The organism is Methanomassiliicoccales archaeon (genome assembly GCA_013415695.1).
In the GTDB taxonomy this organism is placed as follows: Archaea; Thermoplasmatota; Thermoplasmata; order Methanomassiliicoccales; family JAAEEP01; genus JAAEEP01.
The window spans coordinates 1-21216 of the sequence record JAAEEP010000023.1 but is presented as its reverse complement, the minus strand read 5'-3'; the positions used below and the strand labels follow the sequence as shown (position 1 = coordinate 21216).

At 53.0% G+C, this 21216-nt stretch carries 24 protein-coding genes; 19 read left to right on the top strand and 5 right to left on the bottom strand.

Going from position 1 to position 21216, the window contains the following annotated elements:
* The 8 genes from GKC03_09280 to GKC03_09245 form a co-directional block, all read left to right on the top strand.
* Nucleotides 1-1251 (top strand): heavy metal translocating P-type ATPase (locus GKC03_09280; protein NYT12717.1); only part of this gene is annotated, 1251 nt, incomplete at its 5' end.
* A 146-nt stretch (nucleotides 1252-1397) separates the two neighbouring features.
* Nucleotides 1398-1619 (top strand): hypothetical protein, encoded by a 222-nt coding sequence (locus tag GKC03_09275; protein ID NYT12716.1) that lies wholly within the window; start codon nucleotides 1398-1400, stop codon nucleotides 1617-1619.
* Nucleotides 1620-1676: 57 nt separating this feature from the next.
* Nucleotides 1677-2156 (top strand): NAD(P)H-dependent oxidoreductase subunit E, encoded by a 480-nt coding sequence (locus GKC03_09270; GenBank protein ID NYT12715.1) that lies wholly within the window; start codon nucleotides 1677-1679, stop codon nucleotides 2154-2156.
* A complete protein-coding gene (locus GKC03_09265) occupies nucleotides 2153-2578 on the top strand; it encodes a (2Fe-2S) ferredoxin domain-containing protein (GenBank protein NYT12714.1) in 426 nt (141 codons plus the stop codon). The genes GKC03_09270 and GKC03_09265 overlap by 4 nt, the downstream gene beginning before the upstream one ends.
* Entirely contained in the window at nucleotides 2553-3749 is a 1197-nt protein-coding gene (locus GKC03_09260; GenBank protein ID NYT12713.1) for a hypothetical protein, read from the top strand. Before GKC03_09265 ends, GKC03_09260 begins: the two co-directional genes overlap by 26 nt.
* Nucleotides 3746-4453: a 2Fe-2S iron-sulfur cluster binding domain-containing protein gene (locus GKC03_09255; protein NYT12712.1), complete on the top strand. Its 708-nt coding sequence runs from the start codon at nucleotides 3746-3748 to the stop codon at nucleotides 4451-4453. The genes GKC03_09260 and GKC03_09255 overlap by 4 nt, the downstream gene beginning before the upstream one ends.
* Nucleotides 4443-4985: an oxidoreductase gene (locus tag GKC03_09250; protein ID NYT12711.1), complete on the top strand. Its 543-nt coding sequence runs from the start codon at nucleotides 4443-4445 to the stop codon at nucleotides 4983-4985. Before GKC03_09255 ends, GKC03_09250 begins: the two co-directional genes overlap by 11 nt.
* A gap of 10 nt (nucleotides 4986-4995) precedes the next feature.
* Complete coding sequence (locus tag GKC03_09245; GenBank protein NYT12710.1) at nucleotides 4996-6423, top strand: Ni/Fe hydrogenase subunit alpha; 1428 nt, start codon at nucleotides 4996-4998, stop codon at nucleotides 6421-6423.
* A 178-nt stretch (nucleotides 6424-6601) separates the two neighbouring features.
* Here the strand turns inward: GKC03_09245 and GKC03_09240 are convergent, their stop codons facing one another.
* The gene (locus GKC03_09240) at nucleotides 6602-7429 is read right to left on the bottom strand and encodes a S1 family peptidase (protein NYT12709.1); all 828 of its coding nucleotides are present in this window, start codon (nucleotides 7427-7429) and stop codon (nucleotides 6602-6604) included.
* A 396-nt stretch (nucleotides 7430-7825) separates the two neighbouring features.
* Between GKC03_09240 and GKC03_09235 the strand changes: the two genes are divergently transcribed.
* Entirely contained in the window at nucleotides 7826-7987 is a 162-nt protein-coding gene (locus GKC03_09235; protein ID NYT12708.1) for a hypothetical protein, read from the top strand.
* A 290-nt stretch (nucleotides 7988-8277) separates the two neighbouring features.
* Nucleotides 8278-8436 carry a hypothetical protein gene (locus GKC03_09230; GenBank protein ID NYT12707.1) on the top strand — a complete coding sequence of 53 codons (159 nt, stop codon included), beginning with the start codon at nucleotides 8278-8280 and terminating at the stop codon, nucleotides 8434-8436.
* A 55-nt stretch (nucleotides 8437-8491) separates the two neighbouring features.
* Here the strand turns inward: GKC03_09230 and GKC03_09225 are convergent, their stop codons facing one another.
* Nucleotides 8492-8917, bottom strand: coding sequence for a hypothetical protein (locus GKC03_09225; protein ID NYT12706.1), 426 nt, complete (start codon nucleotides 8915-8917; stop codon nucleotides 8492-8494).
* 246 nt (nucleotides 8918-9163) lie between these two features.
* Between GKC03_09225 and GKC03_09220 the strand changes: the two genes are divergently transcribed.
* From GKC03_09220 to GKC03_09190, 7 genes are all read left to right on the top strand, one after another.
* On the top strand, nucleotides 9164-9439 hold the full coding sequence (locus GKC03_09220; protein NYT12705.1) for a hypothetical protein: 276 nt from the start codon (nucleotides 9164-9166) through the stop codon (nucleotides 9437-9439).
* Nucleotides 9440-9812: 373 nt separating this feature from the next.
* Nucleotides 9813-12161, top strand: coding sequence for a PAS domain S-box protein (locus GKC03_09215; protein NYT12704.1), 2349 nt, complete (start codon nucleotides 9813-9815; stop codon nucleotides 12159-12161).
* Between the two features lie 466 nt (nucleotides 12162-12627).
* Nucleotides 12628-12795, top strand: coding sequence for a hypothetical protein (locus GKC03_09210; GenBank protein NYT12703.1), 168 nt, complete (start codon nucleotides 12628-12630; stop codon nucleotides 12793-12795).
* Between the two features lie 257 nt (nucleotides 12796-13052).
* Nucleotides 13053-13274 carry a sulfurtransferase TusA family protein gene (locus tag GKC03_09205; protein ID NYT12702.1) on the top strand — a complete coding sequence of 74 codons (222 nt, stop codon included), beginning with the start codon at nucleotides 13053-13055 and terminating at the stop codon, nucleotides 13272-13274.
* Nucleotides 13274-13708 carry an NAD(FAD)-dependent dehydrogenase gene (locus GKC03_09200; GenBank protein ID NYT12701.1) on the top strand — a complete coding sequence of 145 codons (435 nt, stop codon included), beginning with the start codon at nucleotides 13274-13276 and terminating at the stop codon, nucleotides 13706-13708. Before GKC03_09205 ends, GKC03_09200 begins: the two co-directional genes overlap by 1 nt.
* Before the next feature lie 11 nt (nucleotides 13709-13719).
* Nucleotides 13720-14898 carry a cysteine desulfurase gene (locus GKC03_09195; GenBank protein ID NYT12700.1) on the top strand — a complete coding sequence of 393 codons (1179 nt, stop codon included), beginning with the start codon at nucleotides 13720-13722 and terminating at the stop codon, nucleotides 14896-14898.
* 2 nt (nucleotides 14899-14900) lie between these two features.
* Nucleotides 14901-15539, top strand: a complete 639-nt coding sequence (locus GKC03_09190) for a DUF59 domain-containing protein (GenBank protein ID NYT12699.1) — start codon at nucleotides 14901-14903, stop codon at nucleotides 15537-15539.
* A gap of 27 nt (nucleotides 15540-15566) precedes the next feature.
* Here the strand turns inward: GKC03_09190 and GKC03_09185 are convergent, their stop codons facing one another.
* Entirely contained in the window at nucleotides 15567-17705 is a 2139-nt protein-coding gene (locus GKC03_09185) for a hypothetical protein (protein ID NYT12698.1), read from the bottom strand.
* A gap of 305 nt (nucleotides 17706-18010) precedes the next feature.
* On the opposite strand from GKC03_09185, the gene GKC03_09180 reads away from it, so the two are divergent.
* Nucleotides 18011-19009 (top strand): zinc-dependent alcohol dehydrogenase family protein, encoded by a 999-nt coding sequence (locus tag GKC03_09180; GenBank protein NYT12697.1) that lies wholly within the window; start codon nucleotides 18011-18013, stop codon nucleotides 19007-19009.
* Between the two features lie 131 nt (nucleotides 19010-19140).
* A complete protein-coding gene (locus tag GKC03_09175; protein NYT12696.1) occupies nucleotides 19141-19329 on the top strand; it encodes a hypothetical protein in 189 nt (62 codons plus the stop codon).
* Nucleotides 19330-19366: 37 nt separating this feature from the next.
* Here GKC03_09175 and GKC03_09170 read toward each other — a convergent pair whose 3' ends face one another.
* Together GKC03_09170 and GKC03_09165 are read right to left on the bottom strand one after the other, a co-directional pair.
* On the bottom strand, nucleotides 19367-20707 hold the full coding sequence (locus GKC03_09170; GenBank protein ID NYT12695.1) for an aspartate aminotransferase family protein: 1341 nt from the start codon (nucleotides 20705-20707) through the stop codon (nucleotides 19367-19369).
* An 80-nt stretch (nucleotides 20708-20787) separates the two neighbouring features.
* A partial coding sequence (locus GKC03_09165; protein NYT12694.1) for a hypothetical protein occupies nucleotides 20788-21216 on the bottom strand: 429 nt, incomplete at its 5' end.

Below are 21216 nucleotides of genomic sequence, written 5' to 3'. Positions count from 1 at the left end.
CAGGTGATCGACCTCGTGGAAAAGGCGCAGGAGAGCAGGAGCAGGACCCAGGATCTCGCCAACAGGGCGGCGGCCATGCTGTTCTACATCGCCCTGAGCGTCGGGGTGGTGACCTACCTCGTCTGGTTCACCCTCGGCCAGTCCGATTTCGCCCTCGAGAGGTCCGTTACCGTGCTGGTGATAGCCTGCCCGCATGCCCTAGGGCTGGCGATCCCTCTGGTGGTGGCTCTCTCCACATCGATCACCGCCAGGAGCGGCATACTCATCAGGGACAGGAGGGCCTTCGAGACCGCGAGGGACATCGATGCCATGGTCTTCGACAAGACCGGGACTCTTACAGAGGGAAGGTTCGGTGTCACCGACACCATCGCCTTCTCATCGGAGGAGGACCTTCTCCGCCTGACGGCGGCGGTGGAGAGCAACTCCGAGCACATCATCGCCAGGGCGATCCTGGACGAGGTGTCGGAGAGGGGCGTGGAAATACCGGATGTGGAAGACTTCAAGGTCATCCCAGGAAAGGGCGCCTTCGGAATCGTTGAGGGCAGGGAGGTCCACGTGGGCGGTCCGAATCTTCTCAAGGAGCTCGACATCCAGATCGATGATGAGAGGACCAAGAAGCTGCAATCCGAGGGCAAGACGGTGGTTTTCACCATAGCGGACGGCGAGCCGATGGGCGCCTTCGCACTGTCGGACAGGGTGAGGAAGGAATCGGCCGAGACCATCGAGAAGCTGAGATCCCTGGGGATAAGGACCTACATGCTCACTGGCGATTCGAAGGAGGTTGCTGAGGCCGTCTCCAAGGAGCTGGGAATCGACGACTACTTCGCCCAGGTCCTCCCCCACGAGAAGGCAGAGTACATCGAGTCCCTGAGGGAGGAGGGATACCATGTCGCCATGGTGGGGGATGGGATAAACGACGCTCCCGCGCTGGTAACCGCGGACGTGGGGGTTGCCATCGGCGCTGGGACGGACGTGGCCATCGAGAGTGCTGACATCATACTGGTGAAGAACGATCCCCGGGATGTGTCAAAGCTCATCGACCTGTCAAAGAAGACCTACTCCAAGATGGTGCAGAACCTGTGGTGGGCGGGGGGCTACAACATAGTCGCCATCCCACTCGCCGCGGGGATACTCTTCAACCAGGGGGTGGTCATCAGCCCTGCGGTTGGCGCCATCCTGATGTCCCTCAGCACTGTGATAGTGGCAATCAACAGCCAGACACTCAGGAAGTACATGCCCGATGAGGACTGATACGGTCCCCTGACCCTGGGCCAAACCAAGATCACCGATCGATGGAACGCTGGACCCATCCTCCTGAACGACCACTCGGTACCAGCGACAAAACTTCTTATAGCCTGTCCTGTCTAGATAATCCTCAGAGTGTTGGGGGTGCTGAAATGGAAGTACCGAGCCCCTGCGGCCTGAATTGCGAGTGGTGCGTGTACTGGAAGATGGACATATCGATCGAATCCAGCTGTCCTGGTTGTCTCCAGAGGAACTGTCCCATTAGGAATTGCATCGAGAAGGAGGGTCACGAATCATGCGAGGCGTGCACTTCCTTCCCGTGCTATGAATTCTCGCAGGGCTACCAGTGCATGAGGCAGCACCACATCTACTAGCGATCGATTACTCTCATGAGAGTTGTTTGAGAATGGAATCTCTGGAACATAGATGCTATGAATCGTGATAGGCGCTTGATAACGCTTGATAGGACGATAGAGGAGCATGATCACCACAGGAACGCGCTACTTGAGATACTTCAGAAGGCTCAGGAACTCTATGGATACCTCGACCTCGATGTGATGACACACATCTCCAAGGAGCTCAGGCTTCCCCCTAGCCATGTTTACGGGGCGGCGACATTCTACAACTTCTTCAGACTGCAGGAGCCGGGGCAGCACATCATCACGCCCTGCCTGGGGACTGCGTGCTACGTGAAAGGTGTTGACGACATCGTTTTGGCAATCGAAAACGAGTACGATGTGAAGCGTGGAGACTCCACCTCCGATGGAAGGCTCTCCCTCTTCGTCACCAGATGTATAGGAGCTTGCGCCCAAGCTCCGAATGTGGTGGTCGATGGGCAGGTCATGGGCAAGGTCAAGAAGGAAGATGTCCTGAAGAGGATCGAGGATGTTCTGGGGGGTGAGGGGGAGTGAAGACCTCCGACCTCCTTAAGATGGCCCGCACCGAGGCCGAGGACCAGAAGGGCTTCAAGCACAGGATCAATGTCTGCTGCTCCAGCGGCTGCATTCCCCTGGGCGCATTGGAGGTCCTGAAAGCGTTCGAGGAAGCGGTCAAGGATCATGGCAAGGAGGATGAATGCAAGGTCGCCCGCACCGGATGCGTGGGCACCTGCTATGTTGGCCCGGCCGTGGTGGTCGAGCCTGGCGACTACCTCTACCAGGGCGTCACCCCTGAAACAGCCAGAGAGATCGTGGAGGGGCACATCGTCAAGGGAAAGCCCGTGAAGAAGCTCCTCTACAAGAAGGCAGAGTTTTTCGACAAGCAGAAGAAGCGGAGGATACTCCGCCCTGGTCAAGTGCCTGACCGAGATGGAGCCCAAGCAGGTGATCGATGAGGTCACCAAGAGCGGGCTGAGGGGGAGGGGAGGCGCTGGATTCCAGACAGGGATGAAATGGAACTTCGTCTCGAAGGCCACGGGCAACCCCAAGTATATCATAGCGAATTTGGACGAGGGCGATCCGGGCGTGTTTGCCAACAGAACCTTGGCCGAGGCCGATCCCCACGCCATCATCGAGGGCATGCTGATCGCCTCCTACGCTCTGGGGGCCGAATACGGCTACATCTACATCAGGGCCGAGTATCCGCTGGGAATCGAGACCCTGAGCAAGGCGCTGGAGCAGGCCAGGTCCTTCGGGCTGCTGGGTGACAGCGTTCTGGAGACCCCCATGAAATTCGAGGTGGAGCTGAGGCTGGGTGCGGGCGCCTTCATTGCCGGAGAGGAGACTGCCATCCTGGCCTCGGTTGAGGGGTACCGGGCCATGCCCAAGCCCCGCCCGCCGTATCCCGCCAACAAGGGGCTGTGGGGCAAGCCCACGCTCATCCAGAACGTGGAGACCATGGCCAACCTGCCCACCATCATTCAGGAGGGGGGTTCCTGGTTCTCGGAGATAGGGACTCCCACCTGCAGCGGCACCAAATGCTTCTCGCTGACCGGGAACGTGAGCAACCCAGGGCTGATCGAGGTCCCCATGGGCATAACCCTGAGGGAAGTGGTGTTCGAGATAGGCGGGGGTGTGCCCGACGGGAGGGAGTTCAAGGCCGTTCTGGTGGGAGGACCATCCGGGGGATGCCTTCCCGAGTCCATGCTGGACCTCCCCATAGACTACGAGTCCCTGACCAATGCCGGGGCCATAATGGGATCGGGGGGCATCGTGGTCATCGACGACCGATCCTGCATGGTGAACACCGCTAACTTCTTCGTTGATTTCTGCGTGGATGAATCCTGCGGCAGGTGCAGCCCGTGCAGATCTGGCCTGTTCAATCTCAAGAAGGTGTTCGCCAGGATCATGAGAGGAGAGGGCAAGCCAGAGGATCTGGAGAAGCTGCAGACGGCGAGCGAATACATCAGGGAGGCCAGCTTGTGCGGTCTAGGGCAGACCGCTCCCAACCCCATCCTGACCACCCTGCGCTACTTCGGCGACGAGTACATGGCTCACATCTTGGAGAAGAAGTGCCCCACGGGCATCTGCCCCATGAACGGGACCGGCGAGGGGGGTGAGCCATGACCGTGAAGCTCAAGATCGACGGGAAGGATATCGAGGTCCTTGAGGGTACGATGATCCTCGAGGCCGCCCGTCAGAACGGGATAAGGATACCCACCCTGTGCTACCTGGAAGGGTTGACGGCCTACGGAGGCTGCCGTATGTGCATGGTCACGATAGGGAAGTCACCCAAACCGTTCGCCTCCTGCGTGACCCCGGTGAGCGAGGGGATGGAGGTCATTACCGACTCCCCCGGGTTGAGGGAGTACCGCAGGATGGCGGTCCAGTTCCTCCTTTCCGAGAGGACCCACATCTGCTCGGTCTGCGTCGCCAACGGAAGTTGCGAGCTTCAGGAGCTGGCAAACGAGCTGGGGGTGGACCACGTCGCCTTCGAGAGGGAATGGCCCAGGCTCGATGTGGACTCCACGCACAGCTTCCTGGTCATGGACAGGAACCGGTGCATTCTCTGCACCCGTTGCATCAGAGTTTGCGACGAGATAGAGGGAGTGCACACCCTGGACCTGATGCACAGGGGGAAGGAGTCCCAGGTGATCATCGATCTGAATCAGGAGTGGAAGGAGTCCAGCTCCTGCACCTCATGCAGGAAGTGCGCCAAGGTCTGCCCGGTGGGGGCGATATACGTTGAGGGGGAGACACTCTCCATCACCAAGGACGACCAGATCGCACGATTCATAATGGAAAGGAGGGAGGCGGCCCATGAGGAGTGACGAAGGGGTGAGGTTCGCCACCATCTGGCTGAGCGGCTGCGCTGGCTGCCACATGTCATTCCTCGATCAGGACGAGCTATTACTGGAACTTGCGAAGAAGGTGCTGGTGGTCTACAGCCCTCTCGTAGACGAAAAGGAGTTCCCCGATGAGGTGGACGTCACCATAGTGGAGGGGGCGGTGGGGAACGAGGAGCAGCTGGCGCTCATCAGGAAGGCCAGAGCCAGCACGGGCATTCTCATATCCATGGGCGACTGCGCCGTAACCGGCAACGTGACAGCCCTGAGAAACGCCTGGGAAAACGGGGATGAGGCCGTGCTAAGGAGGGCTTACCTCGAGCTGGTGGAAACGGCGCCTCAGATCCCGAACGAGGTGCCGGCGCTGCTGAAGAAGGCCTATCCCCTCCACGAGGTGGTGAAGGTGGACTACTTCATCCCCGGCTGCCCCCCCGACGCTTCTCGGATCAACTATGTACTCACGGAGTTGCTTGAGGGAAGGGAGCCGGAGATGGAGGGTAGATCGAAATTCGGATAGGTGTGGTGGAATGAAGGACAGAATCGTCATAAACCCGGTCACCCGGATAGAGGGACACGCGATGGTCACCATCTTCCTGGACGAGAACCAATCCGCCCAGGAGGCCCGATTCCAGGTGACCTTCTTCAGGGGATTCGAGAAATTCTGTGAGGGCCGTCCCTACTACGAGATGCCGGGTATCACCTCCAGGGCCTGCGGAATCTGCCCGGTGAGCCATCTCCTCGCCTCGGCCAAGGCATGCGACGAGTTGGCATCGGTGTCGATCCCGAGAACGGCTGAGATGCTGCGTCGCTTGATGCATATGGGGCAGATCATCCAATCTCACGCCCTCAACTTCTTCCATCTCTCATCCCCGGATCTCCTCCTTGGAATTGATTCAGATCCGGCCAACAGGAACATCTTTTACCTGATGGAGAAGCACCCCGATGTGGCCATGAACGGCATCAGGCTCAGGAAGTTCGGTCAGGAGATCATTGAGAAGCTGGGCGGAAAGAGAGTGCACCCCAGCGACTGGATCGTGCCTGGAGGAGTAAAGTGGCCGCTGGAGAAGGAGAACGCTGACTACATCCTTTCCAAACTCCCCGAGGCCTTGGACATAACAATTGGAACCATTTCAATGTTCAAGGACCTCTTGGAGAAACTAGATGAAGGGACCAAGAGTCTGGGAGATTTCCCATCCTACTACATGGGACTGGTTAATTCAGAGGGGGGACTCGAACACTACGATGGCAAGCTAAGAATCATCGATCCAAAAGGAAGAATTGTCGCAGATCAGCTAGATCCAGGGCATTATTTCGAATATATAAAGGAGGCTGTTGAACCCTGGTCATATATGAAGTTCCCCTACTACGAGCCCTTGGGATATCCAGAGGGGACATACAGAGTCGGACCCCTGGCAAGGCTCAATATATCATCTCACTGCGGCACACCACTCGCTGACGAGGAACTCAAGGAATTCAAGAAGCTGGGTGAGAATGGGATCGTCCAGAGCACCTTCCACTACCATTATGCGCGCTTGATAGAGATCCTCTTCTGCATCGAGCACGCAAGGGACCTACTTGAGGATCCTGAGATCCTCTCCGAACGAGTGTGGTCCAAAGCCTCTTTGAACAGAAGCGAGGGCGTAGGGGTGGCCGAGGCTCCTAGGGGCACGCTCATTCATCATTACAAGGTCGACGAGGATGGAATGACTACCTGGGTCAACATGATAATAGCCACCGAGCACTGCAATACCGCCTTCAACAAGGCGGTGACTCAGGTGGCCAAGAGATACATCGACGGGAGCAGGATCAGTGAGGGGCTTCTCAACAGGATCGAGACCGTCATCCGTGCCTTCGATCCATGCTTGAGCTGTTCGACCCATGCTTTGGGCAGGATGGCCCTTGATGCCCGTATCTATGACTCTGATGGCAACCTCCTGGACAGAGCTCTCCGTTAAACCAATGGCAAAATCTCTTTTGGGGCGAGTTAAAGAGGAGCAGACGGATTCTTGGTGTACCCCACCGATTGGCAGATCTTTGGTCCCGCCCAATCTCTAAATGAGATAATTTTGGCGAATGATCTACCTCCAATGAAGAAAAAGGAATAGAAGGTTTCGATACCACGATTCCTGAACTCTAGAGGAACGAGTTGATCCAGTTTAGAATAGGATCTGTGTCAACTCTGAATGCGTACCAGGTACTCTTGCACCAGTAGCTCGGTCCGAATGATGTGATTCCAAGAATCGTGTTGGTACCATGCATCAGAACTGGTCCGCCTGAATCGCCAAAGGTTGTGCCGCCCTTGTCCTTTGATGGGTTGCCGGAGAGCTTCATGAACTCTTCGCTCGCCACATAATTGGACCTAATGAAATCGCAGGTTGCATTGTACCTAATGCCATATTCATCAAAGTATGGCATTCCCTCGCCGGTTACCAGCTCATTGAAACCGTATCCCACCAGATCCACTGGAGCCTTCTGAGACAGGGTGTCGACCGCTCCCGCGGTGGGTAGCAAACCATAATCTGCAGGGCTGACCACGCTCGATGGAACGGGCTCGTCAAGTACCACTACTCCAACATCTCCATGGAAGTTGAAGAGACCTCCTGCCATGGATGACGGCATGTAGAAATCAGGATAGGTGTGCGGGGTTCCAGTGCCCATGTAAATAGGATTGTTGACGGCGTCTTCACCAAAATACACGATGACGTAGTAGGCAAGTATGGTCACGTGCCCTGCCGTGAGAACCACCGTGGGCGAGATGAGCGTTCCTGAACCGAAACCGATAAAGTCTCCATATTCATCGTAGACGGTCACCGCGCATACCGCCGGATGCCCATCATCATCGGGCTGACCGTTTATGATGGCCGAGGTGGATCCCATGAACAATGTACCTGCAAGAAGGACCGCGACAACCGTGAGTATGAAAATGATTGACGATCTGGAAGTGTTCTTGTCAATAGACATTCTAAACTAACCTCCTTTCAGCTGAGAGGATCGTTCTATTGGCTGGAAAGAAAAATGCCAAACAAGATCCCCATATTCCCTGGTAGCAGCTGGTATATCACATTTCTCATTGAACGCTTGATATCCGAGGTGTTTTTTCCAAGAGATGTTTTTGAAAGGGTGAGACTTTAATGTTAATAAGTTCTCACAGAAATTGTTTAATTGCCATACCAACTGACTTTTATTGACTTGGGAGAATTGAGGAGAAATCATTCCTTGTAACTCAGCAACAATGAATGCGATTGAAATCAAAACAGAAATTTGATTTTGGATCTTGAGGCTAGTATTCTCCTTTATGCTATTCTATTCCTCCTCAATGGAAGCTCCTAATTGAACATGAAGCTTGGATGTGGGGGAATGGAGAGGAGAACACCATTTGATCAGATACGGCAACGCGATTGTGGTTCGACATTCTCATGCCTGGTGATCGGGATCCTGCTCATTCTCTCTATTCTTGCCTTTATCCCAGCAGGTACTGAAGTCGATCTCCACATTCAGTATCTCGGCCAGTGCCCTTAGAACAACCTCGGCTTCAGATCGGTTTCGGTCTTCGCCATCCCGTCACCACCTTCCGTACCGTCGGTCCCGTCCCAATCACAGGACCCTCAGGTTGATGCGGGAAATGGATTCATCAACATCTCGTGGGAAGCTCCGCTCGGCAATGGTGGATCCCCAATCACGGGACATGTGATTAGTGCGGCAATTCCTCTGATTCCCTCCATTATCTAAATCAGGTGGGACCTACATAGAATTCCTTCAATGATACCTCCGTGCAGAACGATCATCGATATTACTACTGCATTTGCGCAATGAACGAGGTCGGAGAGGGGAATATGAGCGAGATGGTGTCGGGGACCCCATTGGATTCGACAAGTGATGCCAGTGACCCTACTCTGCCGATCGCGCTTGCCATCACCGCGGTATTGGCCATCGTCCTGATTGCCTTCTTGATTAGAAAGATGGGATGATTTCTGCCCCAGAAGGAGCCAGTCGAAGAAGATATTTCGAGGGTTCTATCAGCGATCAGTACCCGTTCTCACCTTCGTACTGCTCCAAGTACCCATCTATAACGTCCATGAAACAATAGATCGTTTCCCTGATATCGGCCACGGAATTCAATGCGAGTTTATCATCGAATCCGTCGTATCGGTGATCGAACAGCTTCATCAGACCGCTACATATGATGAGCTTGTTGGCGAGTATGCAATCGATTATGCCCAACTGTTCCAGCCTGGACAGGTTCTCGAAATCCTCGCCGAGGATCTCCCCCAGATCCTCCAGTACCATGTTCGCCACATCCATTATCGCCTCGATCGATAGGTGGAGCTTCTCGAATGTGTCCATCTTCTGGAGCATTAGCTCTGGATGATCGGGAATGGATTCCAGAGCTTCCACTGCAGAAATGAATTTCTCCTCATACTGCTCGCCGCGGTCAGGAAGGGGCATCATTTGTTTTCACTACGGAGGGCAACCTTATTACATCTGTCTATTGTAAGAAACTATATCCACTAGAAGGGGGCATTCTGTATAGACGCGATGAGATCGAGAGACCCCAAGTCATCCGTTAAGCGTCTCCGGAAGGAGATAAGATCCAAACCAGGTGAGAGTTGAGTATCGTCCTAGGATTCAAGCACGGGCGATGGGGGGTCGATTCATCACATCTACTAATCGATCATTATAGTTGAAAGGCGGTGATTGATAGTGGCCAAAGCGATATCCGATATCAGAGACATACTTACTGCTGGAATGGGTCAGAACAAATGCAGGAAGTGCGGATGTATGAGGACTCTGCTTATCTCCCTCGATTCGTCCTCGGCAGGTGAAAGGCTTGATGCTGTTGGACTGGCACATGAGATCAAGGATTGGCTTGAACTTCTTGATGAGCAAGAATATAGTGATCTTGAGTGCGAATACTGCTATCCTGTTGAGGTGACCAGGATCCTTGAAAGCGAATTTCCAGGATTCAGTTAGGAATCTCCCTTTCATGCTGATGCGCCATTGATTCCACGATTCACTCTGAGTGATGTGGGTGGGATCGACTCTCGATAGTAGAGTTATTCATAGTATAATGGACTATTTTAACAATGTTAATAATAAGAGTTGAAATATTGTCAATGTAAATGAAAAGTTATTCAAATTCAATGAAAATCTAACCAAAAGTACTAATATATACATTACAAACTCCAAATTACTAATTGACATCATGGCAATTAGAAAGGGAAGTCGAAAGGAAGGATCTAGGACTAGTCCAAAGCAATCGAGTTGAACTGGTTATCCTCCCATCGGGGAGGATAGAAGATGATTCCGCAATTCAATCCGCCAGATTAGCTATGGTTGAGATACCATGAGTGGTCGAAAGGGTTCCACAATCATCAAAGATGACCTCGATTCAGATATTGGCCCGCTCAGAAGGGCAGAGGAGAAATTCAGGGCCATTTTCAATAATTCGAATGATTCAATTTTACTGCATGGCTTAACACCTGAAGGATTGCCCGGTAATTTCATCGATGTGAACAAGGCGGCCTGTGATAGACTTGGATATACCGAGGAAGAATTGATGAATCTGAGCGTCGTCGATATTGACGCTGACGACTCCCATGTTGAGGGAGTTATCAAAGAGCTAAATAAGAAGGGGCACACGGCTTTCGAGTGTGTTCACCTATCCAAAGATGGGAAACGTATACCCGTCGAGGTGAATGCACATCTGTTCACCCTCGATAATGAAGAGGTAATCCTTTCGATAGCAAGAGATGTCACCGAGAGAGAATGTGTTGAGAAGAAGACCATTGAGAGTCAGAGCGCTCTCTCAAGCATGATCGATCACGCTCCCTTTGGAATAATGGTAATTGGTATTGATAAGAGGGTCAAGAGGGTCAACGAAGCTGCGCTAAGATTGTTGGATTACGAATCACCTGGAGAGATAATTGGAACGATATGCCACGAGACCCTTTGCCCAGCGGAGATCGACCAATGCCCAATAATTGACCTAGGACAGGTTGTTGATAGATCAGAAAGAATCTTCCTCACTAGGGAGGGGGAGAAGATACCTATTCTCAAGAGTGTGGTCCGAATGCAACTCGATGGAGAGGACGTTCTTCTGGAATCATTCATCGACATAAAGGAGATAAAAGAGGCCCAGAAAGCATTGGAAATGAGCGAAGAGGCATACCGGAATCTGGTGGAGAACTCCTCAGATCTAATATTCAGCACTTCTGATGACGGGGACATCAACTTCGCCAATGCCGCATTCAAGAGAGCGCTCGGATTTTCCGAGGAAGAAATCCCCAATGTCTCGTTCTCCAGCATCATTATTGGATCGCCCGCAGAGAGGTCTCCTTTGAAGGGGGGAAGTGCCGATGGAATCGACATTCAAAACCTCGAATTGAAACTGGTGACGAAAATGGATAAGATCCTGGAAGTCGAGGGCATTATTGACGGTGAATTCGTCGATGGTGAGCTCATCAATTCAAGAGGATATCTGAGAGACATAACACAGGCCAACATAGATGAGAGACGGATAAAGCACCTGAATCGCCTTCTGAGAGCAACCCGCCAGATCAACAAGCTGAAAGCCTATGAGAAGAACCCTGGAGATCTCATCAAATTCACCTGCGAAATCTTGGTCAGGACCAGAGGTTTCAAGAACGCTTGGGTCGTGCTATTCGACGATGAGGGCAGCTACTATCTCTCTGGCGAATCCGGCCTTGGAGAAACCTTTTTACCGATCAAGGAGCGATTTGAGAGGAATAACTGGGTGAGATGCGTCAATAGGGCCTTGCAACACGCTGGCACCGTTGCCATATCGGACTTCAAGAGATGCGACGACTGTCCCTTGGTTCAAGAATGCACTGGAAATGGAATACTTGTAAGCCGTCTTGAACACGGTGTCAAGCTCTTCGGAATAATGGTCATTTCGATGCCCGTGGAATACTTGAAGGACATTGAGGAGCACAGGTTGTTAGATGAGATAACGGACGAAATCGCCTTCGCGCTTTACAGCAGGGACCTTGAGACCAAGGAACAGATTTACGATGCTCTAAGAAAGGCCAATACCAACCTGAACATCCTCTCGGACATCACTCGCCATGATATTCTAAATCAGGTAACTGCCTTGTCGGGATATCTGAACCTCCTTGAAGACAGATTCCCAGAAGAATACTGGAACGAGGCTCAGATGATCGATAGGATGAAGCGGATTTCCCGTACAATTCAGAGGCAAATATCCTTCACCAAGGATTACCAGAATATGGGAGTTACCGTGCCCCAATGGAACAATATCGGGAAAATCGTATTGAGGGCTACTCATGGATTGGGGGAGATAGAGAACATCGAGCTCATGGTCGATACGGGTTCGCTAGAAATATTTGGAGATCAGATGCTCGAGAAGGTCTTCCTCAATCTTGTGGACGACTCAATACGCCACGGAGTGACCACTTCTGAAATACGAATATACTTCAAGGAGAACGACGAGGGTGGGATACTCTACTTCGAAGACGATGGGGTTGGCATTCCGGAAGGATTGAAGACCGAGATCTTCAATAAGGGGGTGGGCCTTCACACCGGATACGGACTCTTCCTGGCCAAGGAGATACTTGGGATCACAGGAATGTCCATAAGGGAGACCGGGACCGAAGGCAAGGGAGCGAGGTTCGAGATCGTTGTGCCACCGAACGTGTACAGATGGGGGCACTAGAGCCCTCCGGCCTATCCAGTGCTTGTGAGATCTTCGATCGTTGCTCGCTCAAGAGCGTTGGAAGTCCCGTGCATCTCGCACCACAAGAAATGATAATGGTAGGGTAAATGTTATCAATGACCCTAACGAGAGTTAAGGACAGATGCCCGGGGGATTCATGAGTAATCGAGATGGTGGGTCTCACCCCCTGGCGTCTACTTTAAAAGCAGATCTGACGGGATCGTCTTCGTTCATTGTACCGGAGGGACAATCTATCTTATGAACGATTGATTACCAATGATACGTCTTTCACATCAATCTGCATATTATTCAGTATTGAACTGCGGATATATTACGAATTTCCCCATAATATTGACGAATATATTTCATGACCCGGTGGAAAACTTCCATGCTTTTTATATAGGGAATCCTTTGGACGAACAGAAGGACTTATTGGACGGGAAATCGAGAGAGTAGAGGTCTAGAGATGACAGACGCTGGCGAATCTCCTGATCAGGATTCCATCCTGGTAGAGCTTTCGTGCAAGGACAGGAAATGCGATCCGTGCACATATCCAAACTGTTCCAGATTCGTGAGATTGGAAGGCTTATCCAAGCACCCAAAGTGGAAAGAATTGATCAATAAAGAACTCTGAGTGTTGGTGAATGAAAGTATCTCCAGACGGGGGGAATGGACCCGTTGGAATGCCCTTGCCCTTGCAAACGTGAGATCATGACCTGAAAGGGCTTGGTTTCCCCCGATCTTTTTTCCAAATACAAGTCGAGTGCGAAAATTTCCCGATGTCCACTCAAGATTCCCTTGGCCTGCAACCAGGAAACTTGGCGGCAAGCAATCCTATATCTATTACGAGGTCAGATTCTAAATTATAAAAATAGACGGTGAGGTGTTGGTTTGGGCGAGATAAAGGTGGACTGCGTCGGACAGACCTGCCCCGTTCCTTTGGTGGAGACCAGAAAGGCCATCAGGAAGGCCTCCCCTGGAGATATCGTAGAGATAGTTGGAACTCACCCAGCCTCCAAGAAGGAGATCCCGATGGCCGCGGAGGCAATGGGTCTCGAGGTCATAGACATCCAAGAGGAGGGTGACAGATGGAAGATAAGGATAAGGCGATGATGGAATCACTCAAGGGCGCGGACAGGGTGACAATCGTTGTCCACAGCGGTGACATGGACAAGATGTACAGCGCCCTGATTATAGGAACTGGTGCGCTATCCTGGGGGATGGAGGCTTCCATGTACTTCACATTCTGGGGTCTCCAACGCCTGCAGAAGGGCGGCCTGGAGAAAGGACCTCTTTCCAAGATGAACATGCTCGGCCTTGGTAGGAGAATGATCAAAGGCAGGATGAAGAAGGCCAATGTCGCTGAGCTGGAGCATCTCTTCAGAGACTTCAAGGAGCTGGGTGGAAGAGTGATCGCGTGCGAGATGACCATGGAGGTCATGGGCATCTCCAAATCGGATCTAAGGGAGGATCTGATAGACGAGTTTGGAGCCGTTGGAACCTACATCAGGGATGCTAGGGAATCAAATATCACGCTATTCATCTGAGAGGGAAATCCATGGATGATTTGATCTATCTGGACAATGCCGCCTCCACTAGGATGGACGAGAGAGTGCTGGAGGCGATGAGACCCTACTTCTTCGATACCTTTGCGGTCGCTACCTCAGAATTCGGTTACTCCATCGGGATCGAGGCCAGAGAGAGTTTGGAGGAAGCAAGGGAGTCGCTCTCCACCCGCCTTGGTGCTGGAAGAGACGAGTTCATATTCACATCGGGGGACACCGAATCCAATAACATGGCGCTGAAGGGAGTGGCCATGGGACTGGGCAAGAAGAAGGGTAAGCACATCATCATTTCATCGATCGAGGACTTCCCCGTCTTGAACAGCGCAAAGGCATTGGAGAGGTCCGGTTTCGAAATAACCTATCTGAGAGTGGATCCAGAAGGTCTGGTGGATCCCGAAGATGTGCAGAATGCGATCAAGAAGGATACCATTCTTGTATCGATCCAGCATGCCAACCAGGAGATAGGCACCGTACAGGACATCGATGCCATTGGAAAGATATGTCGAGATCGAGAGGTGCTGTTCCATACCGACGCCACCCACACCTTCACTCGCTTGCCACTTGATGTAGGCAAGGTGAACGCGGATCTCGTGACAGTCGCCGCGCACACGATCCACGGCCCCAAGGGAATCGGAGGGCTGTACATAAGGGAGGGAACGGCGATCGAGAAGTGGATGGACGGCGGCTTCCAGGAGTCCAATCGACGGGGCGGTCTGGAGAACATACCGGGTTCGGTGGGCTTCGCCAAGGCAGCGGAGCTGGTCACAGAGAAGGAGAACAAGATGATCATGGGACTCAGGGACCACTACCTCGACCGTATACTGGGAGAGGTTCCTGACACCATGCTGAACGGACACCGAACGATGAGGACCCCTCAGAATGCCAATGTCACCTTTCACTACGTCGAAGGAGAATCGATCACACTGCACATGGACATGAGGGGGTTCGCCCTCTCCACCGGATCCGCCTGCTTCAGTAAATCACTTGAGGCCAGTCACGTCATAATGGCAATAGGAGGGGATCATGAGCGAGCCCATGGATCTGTCAGGACCACGTATGGTCGATACAACTCAACGAAGGACGTTGATAGCGTGGTTGAAGCACTGGCTGAGGTCGTTGAGAAATTGAGAGAGATTAGTCCCCTGGCAAGAAAGGCCAGAGGAGGTGATTGAGGATGTCGAAGTTTCCATACAGCGATAAGGTGCTGGAGCACTTCAAGAATCCCCAGAATGTGGGGACCATAGAGAATGCTGACGGCAAGTCCACGGTGGGTAGCCCTGCATGCGGAGACATGGTCTCGGTCTATTTGTCGGTGAACGAGGAGACGCATGTCATCGAGGATGTGAAATTCGAGTCTTACGGATGCGCGTCCAACATAGCCACCGGTTCGATAATAACCGAGCTGGCCAAGGGCAAGACCCTGGAAGAAGCGAAGAAGATAACCTGGAAGCAGGCCTCGGAGGCCCTGGGGGGCCTGCCCAAGATCAAGTCTCACTGCTCCGTTCTGGCGGTTGAGGGGCTAAGGGAGGCCATTCGCAACTACGAGGAGAAGCATGGTCTTGTCGTGGAGAAGGAGCCGACCACTGTCGAGGTAGTGAAGAAGAGGCTCAGGCACGTCTTGAACCCGCTGACCGGACTGGATGTGGTCAGAACCGAGCTCGTGGCCGATATCCAGGTCGAGGAAGGGAAGGTGACCATTACGGTGGACCTTCCCGAGAATCACCAGTTCGCCAACAATATCCGGGATGAAATCTCAGAGAAGATCGAGACCCTATGGGATGTTGACGAGGTCAAAGTCGAATTCAAGGGATGAGCGTGCATCGTCTGCTCAGGCCCCTGATCAGGCCGCTTCCTTCACCGTTTCCGAGTCCTCGCAGACCAATGACTCGGTCTCCTGGGATACCACGGCGAAGCGAGCATCTATGACCACCCCTCCATTATTCCAGACCAGAAAGGGGTTAGCCTCTATCTCCCGGATCTCGGGGAAATCCCTCACCAGCTGCGAGAACCTCATGAGAGCATCGACAACGGCCACGATGTCGTATGGATCCTCACCTCTCTGACCCTCGAGAAGCCTTCCAATGTACTTGGTATTCCTGACCATGTTCTTTGCCCGTTCCTCATCAAGTGGCGCAACGCCGTTCGATACATCCCCGAAGATCTCGGTGTACTTACCACCGAGACCGAACTTGATGATGTGGCATCCAATGGCCTGCTCATACGTGGAGCCGATAAGCACTTCCTTTCCGCCTCCCATCATGGGCTGGATAAGGACTCCATCGATGTCCTTCCTCATGAGATCCGGACTTCGCGCCATCACGCGATCGATGATCTTGATGAAGGCCGATTCGAAATCTTCTGTCACGCCTAGCTCTACGCCGCCCATATCAGACTTGTGAAGCACCTTGGATGATTCGATCTTGAAGGCCAGCGGACCGTCAATGGAGGAGCATAATTCTTCAGCTTCCTCCGGAGTCCTAGCCATGTAGCACTCTGCCACCGGGATCCCGTATGCCTTCAGTATCTGGAAGGCCCCGAATCCACCTACCGTTGTCATTCCCATCTTCCTCGCGACGGCCAGGACCCTGCTAACCTTTCCTCGGTCAACCTGAAACACCTTCGGATCTCTGGGCTTGAAATTGTTGATGGAATGTCGATGCATTGTAGCCAGTATCTCAGATGCCCTCTCGGGAGTGGAGTAGACCGGGAACCCCAGGGCCTCCAATCCGATCACCCCGTCCATGGCGAACTCCCTGCCGGTGACAGAGAAGACCACGGTCTTCCCATTTGTATCGATATCCTTCATCTTCTCGACATAGCTATTGAGAATCTCTGGCTGGAGGTTTGCCATGATTCCTCCGACATTCTCGTCCCTGGCAGCGATCTCCATGATCCTCCGTACCTGCTCAGGATTCTGATCGAATGTCAGATCCGCTGGATTGATTGTCGCCACCAGATCCGGAATGTGTTCCTTCATCGATTCTCTCGTGGGTTTATCAAGATCAGCGAGGCCACAGCCCATCTCGCTCAGAGTATCGGTCGCGGTTATTCCCTGTGATCCCGAATAGGTAATGACCATCACCTTGTCAGTTGATGGACGAGGCTGCTTGGAGAATCCCCTGGCAAGATCGAAAAGATGATCGTTGTCCCTTGCCTGGATTATGCCCGCTTCATCAAAAACCGCCTCGTAGGACTGCCTCGATCCACCTATTGCGGCGGTGTGGGTGACAGCCTTGGCCTTGCCCTCCTCTGTCCTTCCGCCCTTGAGCACGATGATCGGCTTGTGGGAAGATATATCCCTGGCGACATCCAGGAACCTCTCCCCTCTCCTGATATCCTCGAGATACATGGCGATCACCTTTATGGAAGGGTCGCTGCCCATGAACTCCAACATATCCGTCTCGTCGATATCGATCTTGTTTCCGATAGTTGCGATCATGCTGAAGTCCATCACATTCCTCAAGCCCCACAGGATACCCGAGGCGTATACGCCAGCCTGGGCGATCAACCCGATATTGCCCGGCCTAAGATCTCCAACCAGCCCTATGGGCTGGCAGAGGCCATTGTTCACGTTGATGATGCCTGAACAGTTTGGCCCAAGGATGTGGCAGTTGTACTCTTTCACCAAATTCTTGAGCTTCTGCTCTATCTCCTTGCCCCTCGCTCCCAGTTCTCCAAATCCAGCTGCCTCGACCGTCACGAACTCTATGCCTCGGGAGAAGCACTCCTCCACAACATCTGGCGTGATAGCAGCGGGTACGATGGTTACCGCTGCGTCAACTTTGTCCTCGATGTCCGAGACACTTGTGTAGGATCGTATCCCCTGAACCAATCCCCCTCTTGGATTCACTGGATATAGCTTGCCCTCGAACCCGTGGTCAATCAGGTTCTTCAGAACGTTGTAGCCCAGCTTCCCTGGGGTGTTGGACGCCCCGATTATTGCTAGGCTCTTGGGATAGAAGAGCTTCTGGAGATTCATTGGATGTGGGAAAAAATTTGGGGTTATGAATATTTCCATCATACAGCCCGAATATTTCTGCCTCTCGCGAAGAAACTGCGAATAATGGCGTTCTTATGTTTGATATTTGGTGAATGATTGACGGTGATTACCGTTCTCCTCAAGTTCTGAGCAGATTCCGATACATACTCCATGGGTTTGAGCGTTGGTTCGACAATCGTTTACCGCCCGTCGGTAGAGAGAACGGTTATTTTATTTCGAATACCATAAAAAAGATGGATGTTGAAATCCAATACATATTGACCTCAGTTGATCTGGGTGATGCGATGAGAGCGATGATGTTGAGGGAGCCGGGACCGGTTGAGAAGGGACCGCTTGAGCCATTGGACATTCCCGAGCCCTCACCAGGGCCGGGAGAGGTGAAGATCAAGGTGCTTGCCTGCGGGGTGTGTCACACCGACCTGCACACGGTGGAGGGGGAACTGCCCCTGCCCACGCTGCCGATCGTTCCAGGCCACGAGGTGGTGGGAACCATCGAGGAAGTGGGTGAAGGGACCCGCCGGTTCAGTGTCGGCGACCGCGTCGGGATGACCTGGCTGTTCTCTTCCTGTGGAAGGTGCAAGTTCTGCTCTAGAGGGTTGGAGAATCTCTGCGAGAGCGCCAGTTTCACCGGGCTCCATGAGAACGGTGGCTACGAGGAATACATGATCGCCAAGGAGGAATACGCTCAATCGATCCCTGAGAACTTCTCGGACGAGAACGCCGCCCCGCTTCTCTGCGCGGGGGTGATCGGATACCGCTCCCTCAGGTTGAGCGAGCTCCGGCCTGGTCAGAGGTTGGGCCTTTTCGGCTTCGGGGCGTCAGCCCACATCGTCATCCAGATGGCGACCGAAATGGAATGCGAGGTGTACGTCTTCACCAGGAGCGAGGAGCACAGAAGATTGGCTAGAGAACTTGGCTCAAAATGGGAGGGAAGCGCCACCGACGACCCTCCGGAGAAGCTGGACAGCGCCATCATCTTCGCACCAGCGGGGTGGATCGTCAGGGAGGCGCTGCGCACCCTGGACAAGGCTGGGACACTAGCGATCAACGCGATCCACATGTCCCCCATACCAGAGATTCCGTACGAGCTGCTTTGGCACGAGAAGAAAGTCAGGTCCGTGGCCAACGTGACCAGGCAGGATGCCGATGAGTTCCTGAGGAGGGCTGGTGAGATCCCGATTAGAACCGAGGTCGAGACATTCGATCTTGAGGATGCCAACGATGTGCTGAGGAGGATGAAGGACTCCCAGATCAAGGGAGCCGCTGTCCTCAGAATCTACTGATGAAGAGCCTTTCATCGTAAGATTGCCACGATCCGCCTACTGGCACTCACCCCGTTTGAGGTGGGACTATTATCAAAAACGGGAAGGTTACCAAATCAGTTATAACGGTGTTATGAATTCGCCTGTCCAGCATGAATCCGAAACAGATAGCCATAATGGCCGCCTTCGTTGTCCTTGGAGTTGCATTGATATTCCTGGCATTCACCATGCTTGAGACCGCTCCCTACTTCAGTGGAACGTCGGGAACGCTTCTCGAAATAGCTTCTTTCCCTTCATTCGTTATCGGGGCCGTAGCCGTATCCAAGGGGTTGCCCTTCTGATCTGATTTTCTCGTGATCCATTTAATTATTCCAGGATCTAGACCGCCGATTCGGCAAGTATCGTCCATATCCTTTCGATCCAATCGAAATGCTCGGGCTTCATCAGGCAGGATCTCAAGCAGGTCACGTATTCCTGATCGAAATCGACCCCCTTCCATTTAGCCCTCAGCAATGATGATGGATACTTGAACTTGGCAAGATACAGGTTCCTCTTCTCGGCGGCTTTGAACAGTTCCTCAGAGCGCAACGAGATCTCGCTTGCACTCGCTCCATTTGGAGCCCAGACCACTATGTCCAGCTCAGGAGATAGGATGGTCCTGAATCGGCCATCGGAGGATATCTTATCATATAGCCAGAGAGCCGCATCCCTAGACTTTGACAGGCCCTTTGCGAACTCCCCTCCCGGAACCATTGGTAAAAGCCTCTGAGTAGCCCAGAGGGCGACAGCTGATGCCCCGGCCCTCGAGCATTCGAGGCTGATCTCTCCCAGGTGCAGCTCTGAGGATGTGAAGTAAGTGTAGGGCGAGTCGTGCCTGTAGAACCTTCCCACCTCGGGGTCTTTGAACAGAATGCAACCACATCCATATGGCTGGAGGCCATGCTTATGAGGGTCGACAACGATGGAGTCGACCTCGTGAAGCCGATCGAACGCCCCCCTCGTCCCTGGACTCAGGTTGTCCACGAGTATGTAATAGCCGCCGTATGCGGCATCAGCATGCAACAGGAAGCCATAGCGCTTCCTCAATTCGATCATCTCCGGCAGCGGGTCGACCGAGCCTGTTCCAGTGGTGCCGATCGTGGCCACCACAGTCCCGACGTTTTCCCTCTCGAGTATCTCTTCCAGTGCGGACACGTCCATTCTTGCCTCGTCATCGCACGGAACGGACTCGAAATGCAAACCGAGGACGTCGCAGAGACGGTTGTGGGTGTAATGGGCCTGATCCGAGGCGAGGACCTTCTTTCCTGGACTCAATTTGCTGGAGATCCAAAGGGCTTCCATGTTCGCCATCGTTCCCCCACTCGTCAGATGACCCAAAGAATTCTTCCAGCTGAAGATCTCAGCGATCTGCGCGACGGCCTCCTTTTCCATTCTTGAGCTTGCGCGTCCACCATCTAGGGCATGGTTGTTGGGATTGATCCACATCGACAACATGTAGGCCACCCTGGCCAGGGGATGGGGGGGTTTGAGCATCTGCCCCGCGTACAATGGATGGAAGTACGGAAAGTTGTCCTGCATCCGCTCCGCTACTTCCATTATCACCTGCTCGGTGCCCTCGAGATCATGATCGGTATCAACCCCAGGAAGGCTCTCGAACCCATCTTCCATCTTGATAAGCGCCTTCTTCAGGATCTCGATGGTATCCTTCTCGAACCTCATTTCTACCACTCAAACCTCAGAACCAACCTGCAATAGAATTGGGTTTATGGATTAACAAGTTTCGCTGAGCTCATTGAACATTACCTTCGCCTGATTCTCACCAGAGTGACTGATAGGAATGCAAGCGTCACCAACCACAGGAGAGCCCCTGGAACGATCCAGCCAATGTTGTACTCATTGACGGGTGAAGGTAGTGTTATCGAGCAAGAGGCATCGTAGGGATCCAGGACGATCTCATCGGGAACGTCCACGTAAATTCGAACTTCTCTCCATGTCGCTCCAGGATCGATAGGACCATTGGATCTAGAGGTCTCGGTGTAAACCTCATCCGGCTGGGAATTGAACACAACTTCTCCTGTTAGGTACACATAATGGGAGATGATGCCGTTGTTGGTGACGTTCACTTTCAACTCGATATAGCTTACCTCCGATCCCTCCTGTTCTGTGAGAGGATAACTCCTATACACGGTCACTTCCACATCGTTCGAAGGAAGATAATAAAGGAACAG

What these genes read in the sequence shown, in the direction of transcription:
- GKC03_09275 (NYT12716.1), top strand. Translation starts at nt 1,398, where the DNA reads ATGGAAGTACCGAGCCCCTGCGGCCTGAATTGCGAGTGGTGCGTGTAC.
- GKC03_09270 (NYT12715.1), top strand. Translation starts at nt 1,677, where the DNA reads ATGAATCGTGATAGGCGCTTGATAACGCTTGATAGGACGATAGAGGAG.
- GKC03_09260 (NYT12713.1), top strand. Translation starts at nt 2,553, where the DNA reads ATGGAGCCCAAGCAGGTGATCGATGAGGTCACCAAGAGCGGGCTGAGG.
- GKC03_09255 (NYT12712.1), top strand. Translation starts at nt 3,746, where the DNA reads ATGACCGTGAAGCTCAAGATCGACGGGAAGGATATCGAGGTCCTTGAG.
- GKC03_09250 (NYT12711.1), top strand. Translation starts at nt 4,443, where the DNA reads ATGAGGAGTGACGAAGGGGTGAGGTTCGCCACCATCTGGCTGAGCGGC.
- GKC03_09245 (NYT12710.1), top strand. Translation starts at nt 4,996, where the DNA reads ATGAAGGACAGAATCGTCATAAACCCGGTCACCCGGATAGAGGGACAC.
- GKC03_09240 (NYT12709.1), bottom strand. Translation starts at nt 7,429, where the DNA reads ATGTCTATTGACAAGAACACTTCCAGATCGTCAATCATTTTCATACTC.
- GKC03_09235 (NYT12708.1), top strand. Translation starts at nt 7,826, where the DNA reads ATGGAGAGGAGAACACCATTTGATCAGATACGGCAACGCGATTGTGGT.
- GKC03_09230 (NYT12707.1), top strand. Translation starts at nt 8,278, where the DNA reads ATGAACGAGGTCGGAGAGGGGAATATGAGCGAGATGGTGTCGGGGACC.
- GKC03_09225 (NYT12706.1), bottom strand. Translation starts at nt 8,917, where the DNA reads ATGATGCCCCTTCCTGACCGCGGCGAGCAGTATGAGGAGAAATTCATT.
- GKC03_09215 (NYT12704.1), top strand. Translation starts at nt 9,813, where the DNA reads ATGAGTGGTCGAAAGGGTTCCACAATCATCAAAGATGACCTCGATTCA.
- GKC03_09210 (NYT12703.1), top strand. Translation starts at nt 12,628, where the DNA reads ATGACAGACGCTGGCGAATCTCCTGATCAGGATTCCATCCTGGTAGAG.
- GKC03_09200 (NYT12701.1), top strand. Translation starts at nt 13,274, where the DNA reads ATGGAATCACTCAAGGGCGCGGACAGGGTGACAATCGTTGTCCACAGC.
- GKC03_09195 (NYT12700.1), top strand. Translation starts at nt 13,720, where the DNA reads ATGGATGATTTGATCTATCTGGACAATGCCGCCTCCACTAGGATGGAC.
- GKC03_09190 (NYT12699.1), top strand. Translation starts at nt 14,901, where the DNA reads ATGTCGAAGTTTCCATACAGCGATAAGGTGCTGGAGCACTTCAAGAAT.
- GKC03_09185 (NYT12698.1), bottom strand. Translation starts at nt 17,705, where the DNA reads ATGAATCTCCAGAAGCTCTTCTATCCCAAGAGCCTAGCAATAATCGGG.
- GKC03_09180 (NYT12697.1), top strand. Translation starts at nt 18,011, where the DNA reads ATGAGAGCGATGATGTTGAGGGAGCCGGGACCGGTTGAGAAGGGACCG.
- GKC03_09175 (NYT12696.1), top strand. Translation starts at nt 19,141, where the DNA reads ATGAATCCGAAACAGATAGCCATAATGGCCGCCTTCGTTGTCCTTGGA.
- GKC03_09170 (NYT12695.1), bottom strand. Translation starts at nt 20,707, where the DNA reads ATGAGGTTCGAGAAGGATACCATCGAGATCCTGAAGAAGGCGCTTATC.